6 protein-coding genes are annotated in these 24,106 nt (G+C 63.2%); 4 read left to right on the forward strand and 2 right to left on the reverse strand.

Annotation, left to right across the window (positions count from 1 at the left end):
* Positions 1-60: 60 nt before the first annotated feature.
* Positions 61-16,986 carry an immunoglobulin-like domain-containing protein gene (locus IM733_RS20130; protein WP_248918184.1) on the reverse strand — a complete coding sequence of 5,642 codons (16,926 nt, stop codon included), beginning with the start codon at positions 16,984-16,986 and terminating at the stop codon, positions 61-63.
* Between the two features lie 350 nt (positions 16,987-17,336).
* Here IM733_RS20130 and IM733_RS20135 point away from each other — a divergent pair, with 350 nt between their 5' ends.
* From IM733_RS20135 to IM733_RS20145, 3 genes are read left to right on the forward strand one after another with little or no spacing between them, the layout of a single operon-like run.
* Positions 17,337-18,674 carry a TolC family outer membrane protein gene (locus tag IM733_RS20135; protein WP_248918185.1) on the forward strand — a complete coding sequence of 446 codons (1,338 nt, stop codon included), beginning with the start codon at positions 17,337-17,339 and terminating at the stop codon, positions 18,672-18,674.
* A 44-nt stretch (positions 18,675-18,718) separates the two neighbouring features.
* Positions 18,719-20,875 (forward strand): type I secretion system permease/ATPase, encoded by a 2,157-nt coding sequence (locus IM733_RS20140; RefSeq protein ID WP_248918186.1) that lies wholly within the window; start codon positions 18,719-18,721, stop codon positions 20,873-20,875.
* A gap of 7 nt (positions 20,876-20,882) precedes the next feature.
* Positions 20,883-22,241 (forward strand): HlyD family type I secretion periplasmic adaptor subunit, encoded by a 1,359-nt coding sequence (locus tag IM733_RS20145; protein WP_240064090.1) that lies wholly within the window; start codon positions 20,883-20,885, stop codon positions 22,239-22,241.
* A 124-nt stretch (positions 22,242-22,365) separates the two neighbouring features.
* Here IM733_RS20145 and IM733_RS20150 read toward each other — a convergent pair whose 3' ends face one another.
* Complete coding sequence (locus IM733_RS20150) at positions 22,366-22,926, reverse strand: WYL domain-containing protein (RefSeq protein WP_248918187.1); 561 nt, start codon at positions 22,924-22,926, stop codon at positions 22,366-22,368.
* Between the two features lie 207 nt (positions 22,927-23,133).
* Between IM733_RS20150 and IM733_RS20155 the strand changes: the two genes are divergently transcribed.
* Entirely contained in the window at positions 23,134-23,946 is an 813-nt protein-coding gene (locus IM733_RS20155) for a tetratricopeptide repeat protein (protein ID WP_248918188.1), read from the forward strand.
* The last annotated feature ends 160 nt before the right edge of the window (positions 23,947-24,106 follow it).

A 24,106-nucleotide genomic window follows, 5' to 3' on the forward strand; every position in this document is an offset into this window, starting at 1 on the left:
GATGGCTGGAAAAGCCCGCGCCCCCACGGTGGCCCTGGTGGGCCGCCGTGGGGGGAGGGATCAGCTGTTGGAGTTGTCGATCTTGATGGTCGGGTCGGCACCGCTGATCAACGAGTTGATCGTGGTGTTCGACCAGTTGACGCCTTCGAGCTTGATGGTCACGTCGGCATTGGCCAGGCCGCCAGCGGCGTTGAGCTTGCCCTCGGTGCTGACTTGCAGGGTCGACTCGCCATTGACCGTGGTGAGCTTCAGGAAGTTGTCGATGGTGCTGGCGCGCTCGCCCTGGAGCAGGTCGCTCAGGTCGAGGCGGTCACCTTCGCTGGCCTTGAAGTCCTTGATCACGTCGTTGCCCAGGTCGCCGGCCTTCCACACGAAGGTGTCGGCGCCAGTGCCACCGGTCATGATGTCGTCGCCCTTGCCGCCGATGAGCAGGTCGTTGCCGGCACCGCCGAACAGCAGGTCGTTGCCTTCGCCGCCGAGCAGGGTGTCGTTGCCGGTTCCCCCGAGCAGGATGTCGTTGCCCTTGCCGCCATCGATGTAGTCGTTGCCACCCTGGCCGAAGATGATGTCGTTGCCATTGCCTCCGAGCAGGGTGTCGGCGCCATCGTTGCTGCGTGAGACATCGAACTCGGTGTAGTGCTCGTTGATGTACTTGTGCATCGTCCGGGCATCCACGTCGCCCGCGTCCACGCCCAGCTTGCCGGCGACGAATGCCTGGATCGCCTCGACACCCGTGCCGGCGATGCCGTCGAAGGTGACCAGGTCGCCGAAGATGATGTCGTTGCCGTCTCCGCCATTGACCGTGTCGTTGCCCGGCTGGGTGACTTCGGTGTGGCCGAGGATGGCTTCGGCCAGCTTGCTCGGGTCGATGTTGGTCTGTGGCGTGCCGTCGGAGTCGAACGGTTTCAGGTCGCTGGTGTTTACACCGTTGTTGAGGCCGATCGCCTCGACGTTGGACAGACCCGACAGCAGGGTGAAGCTGCTCAGCGAGTTGTTCCAGGTGGCATCGTCGGTGTAGCTGCCACGGCCTGCCTGGTAGGACAGTTCGTAGGTGCCGTTGCCTTCCGGGTGAAGCTCGCCGGAGACGCCGTACTTCCAGTTTCTGCCGCTGAGGTACTGCACCTGCAGGTTGCCGGCATTGTCGATGCTGACGTAGTTGGTCCTGCTGCTGTCGATGTAGTCGTTGAACGCCATGCCTGGCTTGTAGTTGATCGAGGCCAGGAAGGTATCCAGGGTGATGCCCGAGGTACCCAGTGTCGGGTTGCTGTTCTCGCCGGCCTGGTAGAACGTCGGCTTGCCGTCGGTGATGAAGAACGTCTGGTTGCTGCCGGTGTTGCCGCCGTCCTTGAGGTTCTGGAACCAGTTGGCGGTGGTCTTGAACGCATCTTCGTAGTTGGTGCCGCCATTGGAGTTGAGGGTGTTCAGGGCACTGAGCAGCTTCTGCAGGCCGGCATCGTTCAGGGTTACCGAAACGCTGCTCTTGACCTGGCTGGCGAAGTCCACCAGGAGGATGTTCACGGTACCCGACTGGTCGCCCTTGACGCTGGCGGCCAGGGTCTTGAAAACAGACTCGAGGGACTTCTTCGCCGCATCGACGCCCGACGAGCCCATGCTGCCGGAGGTGTCGACGATGAAGGCGAGGTTGTAGTTCTGCCCTGGCACCACATGCAGCCCGCTGACGTCCGCCACCACCACGTCGTTGCCGTCGGTGCCGGTGATGTTGTCGCTGTCCGAGGACAGGTTGCTGGTGCTGTAGGCCTGCGGGTAGACCGTGACCTTGATGGTGCCCTCGGTGGTGGCGGTGCTGCCGCCGACGCTCTCGGTGGAAGTTGAGCTGACCTTCACGTCGAACTGGCCGTAGTAGTAGGCCGGCGGCTTGATGGTCAGGCTGCCCAGGTTCCAGCCGGTGACGTCCACAGCGGACGCGCCGACGGTGAAGGTGTGGCCGGCGTTGTCGGCGATCACCGAGCCTGCCGGGATGCCGCTGAGTTTGACGCTGAGGCTCTCGGAGCCATCGGTGTCGGTCAGGTTGGTGCTGATGCCCACCAGCTTGACCGGTGCGCCGTTCTCGCTGCCTTCGTTGAGCTTGTAGCCGTCGTAGTAGCCCTGGCCGTTGCTGCCGTGCAGGTCGGAGACGGTGACACCGGCGTTGCTCAGGTCGTTGACGCTCGGGTACATCGGGATGTTCGAGCTGTTCAGGTCCATCGCCGCGCCGTTGTTGACCCGGATGTTGACGTCCAGGCTGCCTGGGCCGGCCTGGTTGGCGTTGTAGATCTGCAGGGTGTAGTAACCGCTGGTGGTCGGGGTGAAGCTGCCGGAGATGGCGCCGCTGCCCGAGCCCCAGATGCCGCTGGCGACGTTCTTGCCGCCGACCACGATCTGCAGGCTGTCATCGGCGGTGCCGGTGAAGGCGTAGGTCTTGCCGGCTTCGAGGTAGATCAGGCCGGAAGTCTTCGAACCGCTGCCTGGGGTGACGTTGCTGGTCGAGTCAACGCCGCTGACCGTCTCGGTCTTGCTGGCATTGCCGGAGTTGGCGAACACGTTCTTCAGCGTATCGCCGGAGATACCGTTGCCGTTGCTGCCCAGGCCGGTGAGGCTGTTCCAGGTTTCCTTGACAAGGCCGATCGAGTTGACGTTGTTGTTGCCAATATTGAGGTCAGGCTTGTCGGCTACCGGCCGGATATCGACCTTCATGGTCGCTTCGCTACCCAGGTTGGCACCGTCGTTGGGCTTGTACTTGATCTGCGCGTAGTCGGCCTGCTTGTTGCCCACGCCGGTGCCGCCATAGCCGTCGATGCCCGACTGGTTGGCCAGCGGCACGAACTTGAGCTTGCCGGCGGCGATGTCGGCCTGGCTGATGTTCTGGTTCAGCGCGACATCGACCCACGCGGTGCCGTTGAAGAACTTCAGGCTGCCAAGGTCCGGCAGCTTGCTGATGGTCACCGACAGGCCGGTGTTGCCATCGGCGTCGGTGACGTTGAAGTCGCCCCAGCTGAACACGTAGTCGGTGTCTTCGTTGCCGGTCACGGCGCCACCGGTCGACACCGGCACGTGGTCGTTGTCGAGGATGGTGGTGGTGACGCTCGACTTGCTGGCGTCGACCTGCAGGTTCTCGAAGTTGCCGCCGCTGACGCCGCTGATCTTGACCGTGAAGTTCTCCGAGCCTTCGACGAGCTGGTCGTCGATGGTCTTGATGTCGAAGGTCGTGCCGTTGCTGTTGGCCGGGATCTTGACGGTGACCACGCCGGTGAAGTCCTGGCCATTGGTGGCGGTGCCACTGTAGGTCAGGGTGACGGTCACTTCGCTCTTCGAGGTGTTGCTCAGGGTCAGGGTGTAATGGGCGGTGTCGCCTTCGGTTACCGAGGTGTCGCCGCTAATGCCCACGGTGGTCAGGTCGCCCTGGCCGCTTGGCTCGTCGGTGACGCTGGTGGTGACGGTGTTGCTGCCCAGGGTCAGTTTCTCGAAGTTGTCGCCACCGGCGACCGACTCGATCTTGTTGACGATGTTCGGTTGGCCGCCGACGTACACATCATCCTTGGCGGTAATGGTGAAGGTGCCACTGGCGCTGCCGGCCGGGATGGTGACCTTGGTGCCATCGGTCAGGGTGAAGGTCAGGCCGTTGTGGCCGGTGACCGACAGGCCCTGGGCGTTGGTCAGGGTCACAGTGTAGGTGACCTGGCCGCCTTCGCTGACGGTGGTCTTGTCCGCAGTGAGGGTGGCGACGACTTCACTGGTGGTGTCGCTGATCTGCACGGTGGCCGCGCCGCCGAGCTCCAGGTTCTCGAAAGTCTTGCCGGTGACGGCGGCGTTGCTGATGCCCACGGTCAGGGAGCCGGCGTCCTTGAACACGTCGTCGCCCTGGGCCGCTGCCTTGTAGATGGCCTCGGTCTGGCCGGCGACGATGGTCACCTTGGCGCCATTGGACAGGGTGACGGTGAGGTCTTGGTCGAGCTTCTGGCTGACCTTGATGGTGAACGAGGGCTGCTGGTCTTCGGTGACATTGCCATTGCTGACGATGGTGACGGACACCTTGTCGCCTTGGTTGCCAGTGCCGGTGCCCGTGCCGCTGCCCGGTTCGTCGGTGACGGTCGTGGTGACGGTGTTGCTGCCGAGGGTCAGCTTCTCGAAGTTGTCGCCACCGGCGACCGATTCGATCTTGTTGACGATGTTCGGCTGGCCACCGACGAACACGTCGTCCTTGGCGGTAATCGTGAAGGTGCCGCTGGCGCTGCCGGCCGGGATGGTGACTTTGGTGCCGTCGGTGAGGGTGAAGGTCAGGCCGTTGTGGCCAGTGACCGATAGGCCCTGGGCATTGGTCAGGGTCACGGTGTAGGTGACCTGGCCACCTTCCGAGACGGTGGTCTTGTCGGCGGTCAGGGTCGCGACGACCTCACTGATGGTGTCGGTGATCTGAACCGTGGCGTTGCCGCCCAACTCCAGGTTTTCGAAGGTCTTGCCGGTGACGGTGGCGTCAGTGATGCCGACGGTCAGCGAACTGCCGTCCTTGAATACGTCATCACCCTGGGCCGCCGCTTTGTACTCGACTTGGGTCTGGCCAGCCGGAATGGTGACTTTGGCGCCGTTGGACAGGGTGACGGTCAGGTCCTGGTCAAGCTTCTGGCTGACCTTGACGGTGAAGCTTGGCTGCTGGGCTTCGTTGACGTCGCCATTGCCGACGATGGTGACGGAGACCTTGTCGCCCTGGTTGCCGGTACCGGTACCCGTGCCGCTGCCTGGCTCGTCGGTGACGGTGGTGGTGACGGTGTTGCTGCCGAGGGTCAGCTTCTCGAAGTTGTCGCCACCGGCGACCGACTCGATCTTGTTGACGATGCTCGGCTGGCCACCGACGAATACGTCGTCCTTGGCGGTGATGGTGAAGGTGCCGCTGGCGCTGCCCGCAGGCACGGTGACCTTGGTGCCATCGCTCAGGGTGAAAGTCAGGCCGTTGTGGCCAGTGACCGACAGGCCCTGGGCATTGGTCAGGGTCACGGTGTAGGTGACCTGGCCACCTTCGCTGACAGTGGTCTTGTCGGCCGTCAGGGTCGCGACCACTTCGTTGGTGGTGTCGGTGATCTGTACGGTGGCCGAACCGCCGAGTTCCAGGTTTTCGAAGGTCTTGCCAACCACCGAGGCGTCGGTGATGCCCACGGTCAGCGGACCTGCATCCTTGAAGACGTCTTCACCTTGGGCCGGCGCCTTGTATTCGACCTGGGTCTGACCGGCTGGAATGGTGACTTTGGCGCCGTTGGACAGGGTGACGGTGAGGTCCTGGTCGAGCTTCTGGCTGACCTTCACGGTGAAGCTTGGCTGCTGGGCTTCGTTGACGTCGCCATTGCCGACGATGGTCACGGAGACCTTGTCGCCCTGGTTGCCGGTACCGGTGCCCGTGCCGCTGCCCGGTTCGTCGGTGACGGTCGTGGTGACGGTGTTGCTGCCGAGGGTCAGCTTCTCGAAGTTGTCGCCGCCGGCGACCGACTCGATCTTGTTGACGATGCTCGGCTGGCCACCGACGAACACGTCGTCCTTGGCGGTGATGGTGAAGGTGCCGCTGGCGCTGCCCGCAGGCACGGTGACCTTGGTGCCATCGGACAAGGTGAAGGTCAGGCCATTGTGGCCGGTGACCGACAGGCCCTGGGCGTTGGTCAGGGTGACGGTATAGGTGACCTGGCCACCCTCGCTGACAGTGGTTTTGTCGGCGGTCAGGGTCGCGACGACCTCGCTGACGGTGTCGGTGATCTGTACGGTGGCGCTGCCACCCAGTTCCAGATTCTCGAAGGTCTTGCCTTGGACGCTGGCGTCGGTGATGCCGACGGTCAGGGAGCTGCCGTCCTTGAACACGTCATCGCCCTGGGCGGCGGCCTTGTAGGTGGCCTCGGTCTGGCCGGCAGAGATCACGACCTTGTCGCCATTGGACAGGGTGACGGTCAGGTCACGGTCCAGCGGCTGGTTCACTTTGACAGTGAAGGTCGGCTGTTGGGCTTCGTTGACATCGCCATTGCTGACGATGGTGACGGACACCTTGTCGCCTTCGTTGCCAGTGCCCGGGGTGCCGGTGCCTGGCTCGTCGGTGACAGTAGTGGTGACAGTGTTGTCGCCGAGGGTCAGCTTCTCGAAGTTGTCCGCGCCGGTAACCGATTCAATCTTGTTGACGATGCTCGGCTGGCCGCCGACGTACACGTCGTCCTTGGCGGTGATGGTGAAGGTGCCGCTGGCGCTGCCTGCTGGCACGGTGACCTTGGTGCCATCGGACAGGGTGAAGGTCAGGCCGTTGTGGCCGGTGACCGACAGGCCCTGGGCGTTGGTCAAGGTGACGGTGTAGGTGACTTGGCCGCCTTCGCTGACGGTGGTCTTGTCCGCAGACAGGGTCGCGACCACTTCACTGATGGTGTCAGTGATTTGCACAGTGGCGCTGCCACCGAGCTCCAGGTTCTCGAAGGTCTTGCCTACAACCTGTGCGTCAGTGACGCCAACGGTCAGCGAGCCACCGTCCTTGAACACATCATCGCCTTGGGCGGCGGCTTTGTACTCGACCTGGGTCTGGCCAGCCGGAATGGTGACTTTGGCGCCGTTGGACAGGGTGACGGTCAGGTCCTGGTCAAGCTTCTGGCTGACTTTGACGGTGAAGCTTGGCTGCTGGGCTTCGTTGACGTCGCCATTGCCGACGATGGTCACGGAGACCTTGTCACCCTGGTTGCCGGTGCCAGGCGTGCCCGAGCCTGGTTCGTCGGTTACGGAGGTCTGTACCTCGCCCTGACCCATGGTCAGTTTCTCGAAGTTGTCGGCGCCGCTGACATTCACCAGCTTGTTGCTGATGGTGGCTTGGCCGCCTACGAAGACATCGTCCGGTGCGGTGATGGTGGCGGTGCCGGTGGCGCTGCCGGCCGGGATGCTGACCTTGGTGCCGTCGGAGAGGGTGAAGGTCAGGCCATTGTGGCCGGTGACCGACAGGCCTTGGGCGTTGGTCAGGGTGACGGTGTAGGTGATCTGGCCGCCTTCCGACACTGTGGTCTTGTCGGTAGTCAGGGTCGCGACGACCTCACTGACGGTGTCGGTGATCTGCACGGTGGCGCTGCCACCCAGTTCCAGATTCTCGAAGGTCTTGCCTTGGACGCTGGCGTCGGTGATGCCAACGGTCAGCGAGCTGCCGTCCTTGAATACGTCATCGCCTTGAGCGGCGGCCTTGTAGGTGGCCTCGGTCTGGCCGGCAGAGATCACGACCTTGTCGCCATTGGACAGGGTGACGGTCAGGTCACGGTCCAGCGGCTGGTTCACTTTGACAGTGAAGGTCGGCTGTTGGGCTTCGTTGACATCGCCATTGCTGACGATGGTGACGGACACCTTGTCGCCTTCGTTGCCAGTGCCCGGGGTGCCGGTGCCTGGCTCGTCGGTGACAGTAGTGGTGACAGTGTTGTCGCCGAGGGTCAGCTTCTCGAAGTTGTCCGCGCCGGTAACCGATTCAATCTTGTTGACGATGCTCGGCTGGCCGCCGACGTACACGTCGTCCTTGGCGGTGATGGTGAAGGTGCCGCTGGCGCTGCCCGCAGGCACGGTGACCTTGGTGCCGTCGGAGAGGGTGAAAGTCAGGCCATTGTGGCCGGTGACCGACAGGCCCTGGGCGTTGGTCAGGGTAACGGTGTAGGTGATCTGGCCACCTTCGCTGACGGTGGTCTTGTCGGCGGTCAGGGTCGCGACGACTTCGCTGACGGTATCGGTGATCTGTACGGTAGCGCTGCCACCCAGTTCCAGATTCTCGAAGGTTTTGCCCTGGACGCTGGCATCGGTGATGCCCAAGGTCAGCGAGCTGCCGTCCTTGAACACGTCATCGCCTTGAGCCGCAGCCTTGTAGGTCGCTTCGGTCTGGCCAGCAGTGATGACCACCTTGTCACCATTGGACAGGGTCACGGTCAGGTCGCGGTCCAGCGGCTGATTCACCTTCACGGTGAAGGTCGGTTGCTGGGCTTCGTTGACGTCGCCATTGCTGACGATGGTCACGGACACCTTGTCGCCTTCGTTGCCAGTACCCGGGGTGCCGGTACCTGGCTCGTCGGTGACAGTAGTGGTGACAGTGTTATCACCGAGGGTCAGCTTCTCGAAGTTGTCGCCACCGGCAACCGATTCGATCTTGTTGACGATGCTTGGCTGGCCGCCGACGTACACGTCATCCTTGGCAGTGATGGTGAAGGTGCCGCTGGCGCTGCCAGCTGGGATGCTGACCTTGGTGCCGTCAGACAGGGTGAAAGTCAGGCCATTGTGGCCGGTGACCGACAGGCCCTGGGCGTTTGTCAGGGTAACGGTGTAGGTGATCTGGCCACCTTCGCTGACGGTGGTCTTGTCGGCGGACAGGGTCGCGACGACTTCGCTGACGGTGTCGGTGATCTGTACGGTGGCGCTACCACCCAGTTCCAGATTCTCGAAGGTCTTGCCTTGGACGCTGGCGTCGGTGATGCCAACGGTCAGCGAGCTGCCGTCCTTGAACACGTCGTCGCCTTGAGCCGCAGCCTTGTAGGTCGCTTCGGTCTGGCCAGCAGTGATCACGACCTTGTCACCGTTGGACAGGGTGACAGTCAGGTCGCGGTCCAGTGGCTGGTTCACCTTCACAGTGAAGGTCGGCTGCTGGGCTTCGTTGACGTCGCCGTTGCTGACGATGGTGACAGACACCTTGTCGCCCTCGTTGCCGGTGCCCGGGGTACCGGTGCCTGGCTCGTCGGTGACGGTGGTGGTGATGGTGTTATCGCCGAGGGTCAACTTCTCGAAGTTGTCTGCGCCGCTGACCGACTCGATCTTGTTGACGATCGAAGGTTGGCCACCGACGTACACATCATCTTTGGCGGTGATGGTGAAGGTACCGCTGGCGCTGCCTGCCGGAATGCTGACTTTGGTGCCATCGCTCAGGGTGAAGGTCAGGCCGTTGTGGCCGGTGACCGACAGGCCCTGGGCGTTGGTCAGGGTCACGGTGTAGGTGACTTGGCCGCCTTCGCTGACGGTGGTTTTGTCGGCGGTCAGGGTCGCGACGACCTCGCTGACGGTGTCGGTGATCTGTACGGTGGCGCTGCCACCCAGTTCCAGGTTCTCGAAGGTCTTGCCGGTGACGGTGGCGTCGGTGATGCCGACGGTCAGCGAGCTGCCGTCCTTGAACACGTCATCGCCTTGAGCGGCGGCCTTGTAGGTGGTTTCGGTCTGGCCGGCAGTGATCACGACCTTGTCGCCATTGGACAGGGTGACAGTCAGGTCGCGGTCCAGTGGCTGGTTCACCTTGACGGTGAAGGTCGGCTGCTGGGCTTCATTCACGTCGCCGTTGCTGACGATGGTCACGGACACCTTGTCGCCTTCGTTGCCGGTGCCTGGCGTACCGGTGCCTGGCTCGTCGGTGACGGTGGTGGTGATGGTGTTGTCGCCGAGGGTCAGCTTCTCGAAGTTGTCTGCGCCAGTAACCGACTCGATCTTGTTGACGATCGAAGGTTGGCCGCCGACGTACACGTCGTCCTTGGCGGTGATGGTGAAGGTGCCGCTGGCGCTGCCCGCAGGCACGGTGACCTTGGTGCCGTCGGAGAGGGTGAAAGTCAGGCCATTGTGGCCGGTGACCGACAGGCCCTGGGCGTTGGTCAGGCTGACGGTGTAGGTGATCTGGCCGCCTTCGCTGACGGTGGTCTTGTCGGCGGTCAGGGTCGCGACGACTTCGCTGACGGTGTCGGTGATCTGTACGGTGGCGCTGCCACCCAGTTCCAGATTCTCGAAGGTCTTGCCTTGGACGCTGGCGTCGGTAATGCCCACGGTCAGCGAGCTGCCATCCTTGAACACGTCATCGCCTTGAGCGGCAGCTTTGTAGCTGGCTTCGGTCTGGCCAGCGGTGATCACGACCTTGTCGCCGTTGGACAGGGTGACAGTCAGATCACGGTCCAGCGGCTGGTTCACCTTCACAGTGAAGGTCGGTTGCTGGGCTTCGTTGACGTCGCCATTGCTGACGATGGTGACGGACACCTTGTCGCCTTCGTTGCCAGTGCCTGGGGTGCCGGTGCCTGGCTCGTCGGTGACGGTGGTGGTGATGGTGTTATCGCCGAGGGTCAACTTCTCGAAGTTGTCTGCGCCGGTAACCGATTCAATCTTGTTGACGATGCTCGGCTGGCCGCCGACGTACACGTCGTCCTTGGCGGTGATGGTGAAGGTGCCGCTGGCGCTGCCCGCAGGCACGGTGACCTTGGTGCCGTCGGAGAGGGTGAAAGTCAGGCCATTGTGGCCGGTTACCGACAGGCCCTGGGCGTTGGTCAGGGTAACGGTGTAGGTGATCTGGCCACCTTCGCTGACGGTGGTCTTGTCGGCGGTCAGGGTCGCGACGACTTCGCTGACGGTGTCGGTGATCTGTACGGTGGCGCTGCCACCCAGTTCCAGGTTCTCGAAAGACTTGCCGGTGACGGTGGCGTCGGTGATGCCGACGGTCAGCGAGCTGCCGTCCTTGAACACGTCATCGCCTTGAGCCGCAGCCTTGTAGGTGGCTTCGGTCTGGCCAGCGGTGATCACGACCTTGTCGCCGTTGGACAGGGTGACAGTCAGATCACGGTCCAGCGGCTGGTTCACCTTCACGGTGAAGGTCGGCTGCTGGGCTTCGTTGACGTCGCCATTGCTGACGATGGTCACGGACACCTTGTCGCCTTCGTTGCCAGTGCCCGGGGTGCCGGTACCTGGCTCGTCGGTGACAGTAGTGGTGACAGTGTTATCACCGAGGGTCAGCTTCTCGAAGTTGTCGCCACCGGCAACCGATTCGATCTTGTTGACGATGCTTGGCTGGCCGCCGACGTACACGTCATCCTTGGCAGTGATGGTGAAGGTGCCGCTGGCGCTGCCAGCTGGGATGCTGACCTTGGTGCCGTCAGACAGGGTGAAAGTCAGGCCATTGTGGCCGGTGACCGACAGGCCCTGGGCGTTGGTCAGGGTCACGGTATAGGTGACCTGGCCACCCTCGCTGACGGTGGTCTTGTCGGCCGTCAGGGTCGCGACCACTTCGCTTGTGGTGTCGGTGATCTGCACGGTGGCCGAACCGCCGAGCTCCAGGTTTTCGAAGGTCTTGCCAGCGACTACGGCGTCAGTGATGCCGATGGTCAGCGGACCTGCATCTTTGAATACGTCCTCGCCCTGGGCCGGCGCCTTGTACTCGACCTGGGTCTGGCCAGCCGGAATAGTGACCTTGTCGCCGTTGGACAGGGTGACGGTCAGGTCCTGGTCGAGTTTCTGGCTGACCTTGACGGTGAACGAAGGCTGTTGGGTTTCGTTCACATCGCCGTTGCCGACGATGGTGACGGAGACTTTGTCGCCTTCGTTGCCGGTGCCTGGCGTACCGGTACCTGGCTCGTCAGTAACGGTGGTGGTGACAGTGTTGTCGCCGAGGGTCAGCTTCTCGAAGTTGTCCGCGCCGCTGACCGACTCGATCTTGTTGACGATGTTCGGCTGGCCACCGACGAACACATCATCCTTGGCGGTGATGGTGAAGGTACCCGAAGCGCTGCCGGCCGGGATGGTGACCTTGGTGCCGTCGCTGAGGGTGAAGGTCAGGCCGGTGTGGCCGGTGACCGACAGACCCTGGGCGTTGGTCAAGGTGACGGTGTAGGTGACTTGGCCGCCTTCCGAAACGGTGGTTTTGTCGGCGGTCAGAGTCGCGACGACTTCACTGATCGTGTCGGTGATCTGCACGGTGGCCGAACCGCCGAGCTCCAGGTTCTCGAAGGTCTTGCCTTGGACGCTGGCGTCGGTGATGCCAACGGTCAGCGAGCTGCCGTCCTTGAACACGTCGTCGCCTTGAGCCGCAGCTTTGTAGGTCGCTTCGGTCTGGCCAGCAGTGATCACGACCTTGTCACCATTGGACAGGGTCACGGTCAGGTCGCGGTCCAGCGGCTGGTTCACCTTGACGGTGAAGGTCGGCTGCTGGGCTTCGTTGACGTCGCCGTTGCTGACGATGGTCACGGACACCTTGTCGCCTTCGTTGCCGGTGCCTGGCGTACCGGTACCTGGTTCGTCAGTGACGGTGGTGGTGATGGTGTTGTCGCCGAGGGTCAGTTTCTCGAAGTTGTCTGCGCCGGTAACCGATTCAATCTTGTTGACGATGCTCGGCTGGCCACCGACGTAGACATCATCCTTGGCGGTGATGGTGAAGGTGCCGCTGGCGCTGCCCGCAGGCACGGTGACCTTGGTGCCGTCGGAGAGGGTGAAAGTCAGGCCATTGTGGCCGGTGACCGACAGGCCCTGGGCGTTGGTCAGGGTGACGGTGTAGGTGACCTGGCCGCCTTCGCTGACGGTGGTCTTGTCGGCGGTCAGGGTCGCGACGACTTCGCTGACGGTGTCGGTGATCTGTACGGTGGCGCTGCCACCCAGTTCCAGATTCTCGAAGGTTTTGCCCTGGACGCTGGCATCGGTGATGCCCACGGTCAGTGAGCTGCCGTCCTTGAATACGTCATCGCCTTGAGCGGCGGCCTTGTAGGTGGCCTCGGTCTGGCCGGCAGTGATCACGACCTTGTCGCCATTGGACAGGGTGACAGTCAGATCACGATCCAGCGGCTGGTTGACCTTCACAGTGAAGGTCGGTTGCTGGGCTTCGTTGACGTCGCCGTTGCTGACGATGGTGACGGACACCTTGTCGCCTTCATTGCCAGTACCCGGGGTGCCGGTACCTGGCTCGTCGGTGACAGTAGTGGTGACAGTGTTATCACCGAGTGTCAGCTTCTCGAAGTTGTCCGCGCCGGTAACCGATTCAATCTTGTTGACGATGCTCGGCTGGCCGCCGACGTACACGTCGTCCTTGGCAGTGATGGTGAAGGTGCCGCTGGCGCTGCCAGCTGGGATGCTGACCTTGGTGCCATCGGACAGGGTGAAGGTCAGGCCGTTGTGGCCGGTGACCGACAGGCCCTGGGCGTTGGTCAGGGTCACGGTATAGGTGACCTGGCCGCCTTCCGAAACCGTGGTCTTGTCCGCAGACAGGGTTGCGACGACCTCGCTGACCGTGTCAGTGATCTGCACGGTGGCATTGCCGCCGAGTTCGAGGTTCTCGAAGGTTTTGCCCTGGACGCTGGCATCGGTGATGCCCACAGTCAGCGAGCTGCCGTCCTTGAATACGTCATCGCCTTGAGCCGCAGCTTTGTAGGTCGCTTCGGTCTGGCCAGCAGTGATCACGACCTTGTCACCGTTGGACAGGGTCACGGTCAGGTCGCGGTCCAGCGGCTGGTTCACTTTGACAGTGAAGGTCGGTTGCTGGGCTTCGTTGACGTCGCCGTTGCTGACGATGGTCACGGCGACCTTGTCGCCTTCATTGCCAGTGCCCGGCGTGCCAGTTCCAGGCTCGTCCGTCACTTCGGTCTTCACTTGGTCCTGACCCAGGGTCAGCTTCTCGAAGTTGTCAGCGCCAGTAACGGATTCAAGCTTGTTGGTAATGGTCGGTTGGCCGCCAACATAGACGTCATCTGGCGCATTGATGGTGAAGGTGCCAGTGGCGCTGCCTGCCGGAATACTGACTTTGGTGCCATCGCTCAGGGTGAAGGTCAGGCCGTTGTGGCCAGTGACCGACAGGCCCTGGGCGTTGGTCAGGCTGACGGTGTAGGTGATCTGGCCGCCTTCGCTGACGGTGGTCTTGTCGGCGGTCAGGGTCGCGACGACTTCGCTGACGGTGTCGGTGATCTGTACGGTGGCGCTGCCACCCAGTTCCAGATTCTCGAAGGTCTTGCCTTGGACGCTGGCGTCGGTAATGCCCACGGTCAGCGAGCTGCCATCCTTGAACACGTCATCGCCTTGAGCGGCAGCTTTGTAGCTGGCTTCGGTCTGGCCAGCGGTGATCACGACCTTGTCGCCGTTGGACAGGGTGACAGTCAGATCACGGTCCAGCGGCTGGTTCACCTTCACAGTGAAGGTCGGTTGCTGGGCTTCGTTGACGTCGCCGTTGCTGACGATGGTGACGGACACCTTGTCGCCTTCGTTGCCGGTGCCTGGCGTACCGGTACCTGGTTCGTCAGTGACGGTGGTGGTGATGGTGTTGTCGCCGAGGGTCAGTTTCTCGAAGTTGTCCGCGCCGCTGACCGACTCGATCTTGTTGACGATGCTCGGCTGGCCACCGACGTAGACATCATCCTTGGCGGTGATGGTGAAGGTGCCGCTGGCGCTGCCGGCCGGGATGGAAACCTTGGTGCCATCGGACAAGGTGAAGGTCAGGCCGCTGTGGCCGGTGACCGACAGGCCTTGGGCGTTGGTCAGGGTGACGGTGTAGGTGACCTGGCCGCCTTCGCTGACGGTGGTCTTGTCGGCGGTCAGGGTCGCGACGACTTCGCTGACGGTGTCGGTGATCTGTACGGTGGCGCTGCCACCCAGTTCCAGATTCTCGAAGGTTTTGCCCTGGACGCTGGCATCGGTGATGCCCACGGTCAGTGAGCTGCCGTCCTTGAATACGTCATCGCCTTGAGCGGCGGCCTTGTAGGTGGCCTCGGTCTGGCCGGCAGTGATCACGACCTTGTCGCCATTGGACAGGGTGACAGTCAGATCACGATCCAGCGGCTGGTTGACCTTCACAGTGAAGGTCGGTTGCTGGGCTTCGTTGACGTCGCCGTTGCTGACGATGGTGACGGACACCTTGTCGCCTTCATTGCCAGTACCCGGGGTGCCGGTACCTGGCTCGTCGGTGACAGTAGTGGTGACAGTGTTATCACCGAGTGTCAGCTTCTCGAAGTTGTCCGCGCCGGTAACCGATTCAATCTTGTTGACGATGCTCGGCTGGCCGCCGACGTACACGTCGTCCTTGGCGGTGATGGTGAAGGTACCGCTGGCGCTGCCTGCTGGAACGGTGACCTTGGTGCCATCGCTCAGGGTGAAGGTCAGGCCGTTGTGGCCGGTGACCGACAGGCCCTGGGCGTTGGTCAGGGTGACGGTGTAGGTGATCTGGCCGCCTTCCGACACTGTGGTCTTGTCGGCAGTCAGGGTCGCAACGACTTCGCTGACGGTATCGGTGATTTGCACGGTGGCCGAGCCACCGAGCTCCAGGTTCTCGAAGGTCTTGCCCGTGACGTTGGCGTCGGTCACACCCAAGGTCACCGAACCACCATCCTTGAACACGTCGTCGCCCTGAGCCGGCAGGCTGTAGGTCGCCTGAGTCTGGCCCGCTGCGATAACCACTTTGTCGCCGTTGGACAGGGTGACAGTCAGGTCATGGTCGAGTTTCTGGCTGACCGAAACGGTAAAGGTCGGCTGCTCGGCCTCGGTCACGTTGCCATTGCTGGCGATGCTGACCGTGACGGTGTCGACGCTGTCGCTGACGACGGTTTGCGCTGGCGTCGGGTTCGGCACCAGGTTCTCGAAGTTACCGCCTGTAGCACCCGTGATCGTGGTGCTGACGGTGCTGCCGTTGACGAACACGTCGTTGGCGGGCGTCTGGAAATCGACGCTGGCGGACGACTTGCCCGCTTCGATGGTGACGGTCTGGCCGTTGGACAGGGTGACGGTCACCGGCGTCTGCGCCGGGTTGGTCAGGGTCACGGTGTAGGTAATCACACCGCCTTCGGTCACGCTCGGGGTGGCGGTGAGGGTAGCGGTGGTGGTGTCGACCGAGTCATTGATGACGGTCTGCGCTGGCGCCGGGTTCGGTACAAGATTCTCGAAGTTACCGCCTGTTGTGCCCGTGATCGTGGTGCTGACGGTGCTGCCGTTGTTATAGACGTCATTGGCCGGGGTTTGGAAGTCGACGCTGCCGGAAGACTTGCCCGCCTCGATGGTGACGGTCTGGCCGTTGGACAGGGTGACGGTCACCGGCGTCTGCGCCGGGTTGGTCAGGGTCACGGTGTAGGTAATCACACCGCCTTCGGTCACGCTCGGGGTGGCGGTGAGGGTAGCGGTGGTGGTGTCGACCGAGTCATTGATGACGGTCTGCGCTGGCGACGGGTTCGGCACCAGATTCTCGAAGTTGCCGCCTGTTGCCCCCGTGATCGTGGTGCTGACGGTGCTGCCGTTGTTGTAGACGTCGTTGGCCGGGGTCTGGAAATCCACGCTGCTGGAAGACTTACCGGCTTCGATGGTGACGGTCTGGCCGTTGGACAGGGTGACGGTCACCGGCGTCTGCGCCGGGTTGGTCAGGGTCACGGTGTAGGTGATCACACCGCCTTCGGTCACGCTCGGGGTCGCGGTCAGCGTCGCCGTGGTGGTGTCGATGGTGTCGGTGACCTGGGTCACGGCCGGCGTGGTGTCAGGGGTGACGATCAGGCCGTTGCCGCCGGTGGTGCCGGTGATGGTGGTGGAAATCTGGCCGCCATCGTTGTACGGCGTGTCGTTCGCCGGAAGGGTGACGTTGACCGTACCGGTGGTCTGGCCGGCCGGGATCACGATCACCGCGCCGTTGGACAGGGTGACGGTGAGGTTGCTCAGCGGTGCTTGGCCGACGGTCGCGGTATAGACGATCACGCCCCCCGCCTCGGTGATCGAGGGGGTGGCGCTGAGGGTGAGGCCAGTGCTGATCGGCGTGTTGGCTGTGGTGTCGGTGCTCGTCGTGTCCAGCCCGCCGATTTCCTGGTTGCCCAGCCCGCTGGCGAAGCCGATAGGGCCGGTGGGGAAACCGATGTTCGGGTCGACCACCCCGGCAGTTTCCTCAAGCAGCACGAAGCTGTGGCCGCCGCCGACCGAGCCGCCGCCTGCCGCGGCCGGGCCGGCTGCGGTGGCTTCCAGTTCGGTGGTCGGGTCGGCACCCGCCGCGATGGCCTGCTGCAGTTCTTCGACCGAGGGCGCTGCCTGGGCGGTGGCCTGGCTCAGGTCGGTGCTGCTGTCGGGCGCGTCGGCGCTCCATTGTGTGTCGCGGCCCAGGTCGAGCAGGCGGCCGTCCGCCAGCTCCAAGGTGACCGCGCCGCCAGCCCCGGTGTCTACCTGTTCGCCGGCGAACAGGCGGTCGCCTTCGATGAGTACGCGCCGGATGCCTTCTGGGGAAACTGCGATGACTTGGCCAACAATGCTTTTGACGATGGCAACAACAGTGCTCATTGGACTCTCCGGACTACCCGTTCAGTTGGCTTCCATGCCTGGCCGGCATGTAAAGGCGGCGACTGATGGAATGTTTCTAAAATGTTTTTGACACACCAAAGTGTCAATTTTACGTCTATAACTATTGGCGATTTACTTTATGCCAAACTATTGACCTTCTGGCTGCCATCCTAAACAATCGCCAACGTAATGTCACATTGATATTTGGCCATCCACAGCCCTTTCTTTCGTATTAATCGCACTGCCTATTCGGAAGCTTCCTACACACAGGATCGGGGTTTGCCATTTTCCAAGGCAGGCACAGCTTCGGCTGTGATTTGGGACAACAGCTCTCTCGGGAACCAGTAAAAATGCGTGCGTCACTGTTCACCGCTCTTCCATTCGCGCTTGCCGCCACCTTCGCTCAAGCACAGACCCTGCCCGAAGCCATGCAAAAGGCTCTCGAGGTGCACCCGGAAATCCAGGCCGGCGTGAATGCCCGCGTGGCTGCGGACTATCAACTGCGTGCCGCCAAGGGCGGCTATTTGCCGCGGGTCGATGTGACCGCCGGTTACGGTCGCGAGGGCACCGACAGCCCCAGCACCGGTAACCGCTGGGAAACCCTCAACCGCGGTGAGTCGGCCATCCGCCTGCGGCAGATGGTCTTCGATGGCTTCGCCACCTCCAGCGAAGTCGGCCGCCAGCAAGCCACCGTCAACGCCCGCGCCTATTCCCTGCTGGGTACTTCCGAACGCACCGCGCTGACCGTGGCCCAGGTCTACCTGGACGTGCTGGCTCGCCGCGAAATGGTGCGCCTGGCCGAAGACAACCTGCGCAACCACGACCGAATTCTCGATCAGATCAAGCTGCGCACCAGCCGCGGTGTGGGCCGCATGGCCGACCTCGACCAGGCCGAAGCGCGCCAGGCCCAGGCCCGCAACAACCTGATCACCGAGCAGACCAACCTGGCCGACGCCAATACCAACTACCTGAGCGTCGTCGGGCAAATGCCGGACGAGTTAAGCACGCCAGCGCCATTTGTCGACCTGTTGCCGGCCACCCTCGACGAAGCCCGCCACCAACTGATCGAAGATAGCCCGATCCTGCGCTCGGCCGAGTCCGATATCGCCGCCGCCGAAAAGCAATATGAAGCCGCGAAGTCTACGTTCTATCCACGCTTCGATGCCGAACTCGGACGAACGGCCGACAACAACCTCGACGGCGCGGTCGGCCACAACAACGAATGGCAGGCGATGCTGCGCATGAACTTCAACCTGTACGCCGGTGGCAGCAACAAGGCGGACCTGGAGTCGAAGTCGTACCTGGCCAACCAGGCCCTGGACATTCGCAACAACGCCTTGCGCCAGCTCAATGAGGAGTTAGGCTTGGCATGGAATGCTCTGGACAACGCCAACGCCCAGGTGCCGATCGCCCAGCAGTATGTCGATCACAGCCAGCGCGTGCGCAGCGCCTACCAGCAGCAGTTCGGCCTGGGCGAGCGCACCCTGCTCGATTTGCTCGACAGCGAGAATGAAACCTTCACCGCCCAGCGCCGTCTGGTAGAGGTGAAGAACACACAAATGTTTACTCAGTACCGAATCAAGGCGACCATTGGTCAACTGCTCAAGAGCCAGGGTGTCGTAGCCCCCATGGCATCCGTTGTGCAGAACGACCTGAAACCCAAGGTGAACCTGCCAGGCATGAACTGACAGGCGCACCTTGCCCCTACCCGCAAGGATGAAGAGAGCGCCGCGTGGAATCCGAAGTCAGTCGAGTCCAACTCAGCCACGATCCACGCAGTCAGCATGACGACCCGTTGCTGGACAGTCTGCTGACCCTGTGTGTCATGCACCAGAAGCCCGCCAGCCGGGCCATGCTGACCACCGGGCTGCCCTTGCCCTCGCAGCGCCTGACCGCCGAGCTGCTGCCCCGCGCCGCCGCCCGGGCGGGCCTGCAGGGGCGCCTGCTGCAGCGCAAGCTCGAGCAGATCCCAAGCATCGCCATGCCAGCGATGGTGCTGCTCAAGGAGGGCCGCTGTGCGGTCCTGCTCGGTTGGGAGAATGAAGACACCGCCCGCCTGCTGCTCAGCGAGAGCGACGGCGGCGAGGTGCACGTCACCCGTGAGGCGTTGCAGAGCGACTACAGCGGCAAGGTGTTCTTCGCCCAGCCGCAGCACAAGTTCGACGTCAACCACGGCAACCTCATCCCGCGTGCCCGCTCCTGGTTCCGTGACACGCTGCTGCGCAGCAAGTGGCTGTACATCGACGCCATCGCCGCCAGCCTGGTGATCAACCTGATCGCCCTGGCCGCGCCGCTGTTCGTGATGAACGTGTACGACCGCGTGGTCCCCAACCAAGCCACCTCGACCCTATGGGTGCTGGCCATCGGCATTGCCGGGGCCTATGTCTTCGACCTCATCCTCAAGGGGCTGCGCAGCCTTTGCCTGGACCTTGCCGGCAAGAAGACCGACCTGATCATCTCGGCGACGCTGTTCGAGCGAATCGTGGGGATGTCGATGAAGTACCGCCCGGCGCGGGTCGGCAGTTTTGCCCAGAACATCCATGAGTTCCAGGGGTTGCGCGACTTCCTCGCCTCGCTGACCCTGACCAGCCTGATCGACCTGCCGTTCACCCTGCTGATCCTGATGGTCATCGCCATCATCGGCGGGCACCTGGTGTGGATTCCAATCCTGGCCTTCCCGTTGGCCCTGGGTATTGGCTACGCCCTGCAGAAACCGCTGATGGCGACCATGGAGCGGACCATGGCCCTGGCCTCCGAGCGTCAGTCGAGCCTGATCGAAACCCTCGCCGGGCTGGACGCGGTCAAGGTCAACAACGCCGAGAGCGAACGCCAGTACATGTGGGAGCAGACCCTCGGCACCCTCAGCCGCCTGGAGCTGCGGGTCAAGGTGCTGTCGGGCCTGGCCATGAACATCACCCTGCTGATCCAGCAGTTGGCCGGCGTGGCGATGATCTGCGTCGGCGTGTACCTGATCATCGACGGCAACCTCAGCATGGGCGGCCTGGTGGCCTGCTACATGCTCAGTGGCCGCGCCCTCGGCCCGCTGGGCCAGCTCAACGGCCTGCTGGCCCGCTACCAGCAAGCCAAGGTGACCATGGTCGCCACCGACCAGATGATGGAACTGCCGCAGGAACGCAACTTCGAGGAGCGCCCGTTGAGCCGCCAGGTGCTGCAGGGCGCGGTCGAGTTCCGTGGGGTCGAGTTCACCTACCCCAACCAGCAGAACCAGGCACTCAAGGGCATCAACTTGACCATCCGCCCGGGCGAGAAGGTCGGCATCATCGGCCGCAGCGGCTCGGGCAAGAGCTCGCTGGCCAAGCTGATCGTCGGCCTCTACGAGCCGGACAACGGTTCGCTGCTGGTCGACGGCGTGGATATCCGCCAGATCGATGTCAGCGAGCTGCGCCACAACATCGGCTATGTGCCCCAGGACATTCAACTGCTGGCCGGCACCCTGCGCGACAACCTGGTCAGCGGCGCCCGCTACATCGAGGACGAGCTGATCCTGCAGGCCGCGGAGCTGGCGGGTGTGCACGAGTTCGCCCGCCTGCACCCGGACGGTTACGAGCTGCAGGTCGGCGAGCGCGGCCAGAACCTCTCCGGCGGCCAGCGGCAGAACGTCGCCCTGGGCCGTGCCTTGCTGCTAAACCCGCAGATCCTGCTGCTCGACGAGCCCACCAGCGCCATGGACAACACCGGCGAAGAGCGCCTCAAGCAGCGCCTGGCCGCGGTGATCGAAGGCAAGACCGTGCTACTGGTCACCCACCGCGCCTCGTTGCTGTCGCTGGTGGACCGGTTGATCGTCATCGATCGTGGACAGATCGTCGCGGATGGCCCGAAAGCCGCCGTCATGGATGCGCTGAAGAAGGGGCAGATCAGTGTTGCATAAGCTGGATATGGGGCGTTTCAAGGACAACCTGCGCCGTTACTTCAAGGGCTCCGAGTCCCTGGCCGGGCAGCCGCTGCCCGAGGTCAACAAGGCGCTGATCGAGGATGCGCCGCGCATCGTGCGCCTGACCATCTGGGGGGTGATCGCGTTTTTCCTGTTCATGATCGTCTGGGCCAGCGTCGCGCCCATCGACGAGGTGACGCGTGGGGAGGGCAAGGCCATCCCGTCGTCCAAGGTGCAGAAGATCCAGAACCTCGAGGGCGGCATCGTCGCCGAGATCTTCGCCAAGGAAGGCGAGATCGTCGAGGTCGGCCAGCCGCTGCTGCGCCTGGACGAGACCCGCTTCGCCTCCAACGTCGATGAAACCGAGGCCCTGCGCCTGGCCATGGCCCTGCGCGTGCAGCGCCTGACCGCCGAAGTCGAGGACAAGCCGCTGCAGATCGATGAAGAGCTGCGCAAGGCCGCTCCCAACCAGGCCGCCAACGAGCAGTCGCTGTACCAGAGCCGTCGCCAGCAGTTGCAGGACGAGGTAGCGGGTTTGCAGCAGCAACTGGTGCAGAAGCAGCAAGAGCTGCGCGAGTTCAACTCCAAGCGTGCCCAGTACGCCAACAGCCTGCAGCTGCTGCGTCAGGAGATCGCCATGTCCGAGCCACTGGTGGCCCAGGGCGCGATCTCCCAGGTCGAGGTGCTGCGCCTGCGCCGCGCCGAAGTCGAAAACCGTGGCCAGATGGATTCCACCAGCCTGGCCATCCCCCGTGCCGAAGCGGCGATCAAGGAAGTCGAGAGCAAGATCGAAGAAACCCGCGGCAAGTTCCGCAGCGAGGCGCTGACCCAGCTCAACGAGGCGCGCACCGAGCTGAACAAGGCCACTGCCACCAGCAAGGCGCTGGATGACCGGGTGAACCGCACCGTGGTCATCTCGCCGGTACGGGGCATCGTCAAGCAGCTGCTGGTCAACACCATCGGCGGGGTGATCCAGCCGGGCAGCGACATCATCGAGATCGTGCCGCTGGACGACACCCTGGTGATCGAGGCGAAGATCCTGCCCAAGGATATCGCCTTCCTGCACCCAGGCCAGGAAGCCACGGTCAAGTTCAGCGCCTACGACTACACCATCTATGGCGGGATGAAGGCCAAGCTCGAGCAGATCGGTGCCGACACCATCACCGACGAAGACAAGAAGACTACCTACTACCTGATCAAGCTGCGCACCGACAAGAGCCACCTGGGCACGGACGAGAAGCCGCTGCTGATCATCCCGGGGATGGTGGCGACGGTGGACATCATGACCGGCAAGAAAACCATCATGAGCTACCTACTCAAGCCGATCATCAAGGCGCGCTCGGAAGCCCTGCGCGAACGTTGATTGGCGCGTTTGTCGTGGGTGCGGCCTTGTGTCGCGAAAGGGCCGCGCAGCGGCCCTGGCAATCTGTAGGTGCCAGCCGTGCTGGCGAACGGGCCTTGCTCGGCCCCCCTGGCAAGTCTGGCGCCTACAGGCCTTGATACTGTGCGGCGGCGGCTGCCAGTGTGCGGGCGATCTCCTCGCGCAAGGCGCTCGGCAACTCCACCACCAACCCTTGCCCCTGGCCCAGCAGCCACCAGCGCAGCGGCCAGCCGTCGACCACCGTGGCCCGTAACCGATGCCCTTGTTCCAGCGCGGTCAGCTGCATGTCCCCGGTCAACGGTGCCTCGCGCAACTGGCGGGCCAGGTTGTCGCTCACCCAAGCTTGCAGTTCGAGCCCGTCCCCCGCGACTGGCTGCAGTGAATCGCCACGCAGGTAGCCCTGCAGATCGAAATTGCCACGCAATTCGCTACCGGCGCTGGCTGACCAATGCCAGCCAAACGGGATGCTCTTGTCATTGCGCTCCAGTGGGAAGATCAGCGACAGCTCGTTCAGGTCCCGTTCCACCGTGCGCTTGCTGACACTGAAGCCCACGTCACGCAGGCGCCACACCAGCTCGGCACTGGTGATCCCGGGGGAGCGGCTGGGCAGCTGGCGCAGCAAGGCCCATTGGCGGCTGAGGGTGGCGCGGGTGGTGGCGAACGGCAAAAGGAAACGTCCTTGTCTAGGCTATGCCGCCATAGGATGGCGACACGGGTGGGGCATGGCAATTGGCCACGGCCTGCTCAGATCAAGGAACAGGCAAATGGTTGCCAGGGATCGAATCGTTCGCGACAGGTTTTGTCGTGGCATCGCGCAGAATCACGCCTCATCACAGTCGTGGTCGGTGCTGTGGGTCGTTCAATGAGGATGAACATGTCTGCTGCCAGCAATATCCATTCGCTGCTCGCGCGGCTTCTACCCGAGCGGATCGTCCCGGCGCCGGCGCGCCCGGGGCAGCGCCACCGGCTGTTCGCCGGGATCGGCATGCCGAGCCAGCAGGCATTGGCGGGCGAGCGCTTCGGCCTGGTCGACCGCCTGGATGAAGCGGTCGACATGCAGGCGATCTATGCCGACCTGTGTCGCCAGGCACTGCTGGGCAACGTGGCGGTGCTCAACGACCTGGGCTGGATCTGGCTCAACGGCAAGTACTGGCGCGGCGATACGCTGCTGGCGGGGCACCTGCTGCGCATGGCGGCGTTGCAGGGCAATGCCGCGGCCTGGTTCAACCTCGGGCAGCAGCACTACTTCGGCAAGGGTGTGGATATCTCCTATGCCAACGCCGCCGAGTATTACCGGCATGCCTTCGAGCGCGGCATGCCCCTGGCCGCCGCAGCGCTGGGCGACCTGTACGAGGAAGAGGTCTGTGATGGCGGCCAGGAATGGCAGGTCGACCCCTGCGCAGCCTACCAGTGGTTCCTGCGTGGGGCCCGGCAGGGTGAGACGCGTTGTCGATTCGAGGTGGGTTATCGGTTGCTGCATGGGTTGTATGTGGAGCCAGACACCAAGGCCGCGCTGTACTGGCTCGAGCTGGCGGCGGCGACCGGGGTGATGCAGGCGGCTGAAGAGTTGGCGGTGCATTTCAGCAGCCGTGACGCGGCGCGCTACCTGGGGTGGCGGGACCAGGCGATCAAGCTGGGCAGCAACCTGGCATTGACCATGAAGCTGGAAGATCAGATCCAGCCCTGAATACGAACATAAACCATTGATCTGGAGAGTCCTCTGTAGGAGCGGTTTCAGCCGCGATCACCCGCGAAGCGGGTACCAGACACCGCATTGCCTGCATCGCGGCTGAAGCCGCTCCTGCAAGGCTCATGAACAACCTTTCATCCAAACCTGCCATCGCCTC

The organism is Pseudomonas entomophila, assembly GCF_023277925.1.
In the GTDB taxonomy this organism is placed as follows: Bacteria; Pseudomonadota; Gammaproteobacteria; order Pseudomonadales; family Pseudomonadaceae; genus Aquipseudomonas; species Aquipseudomonas entomophila_D.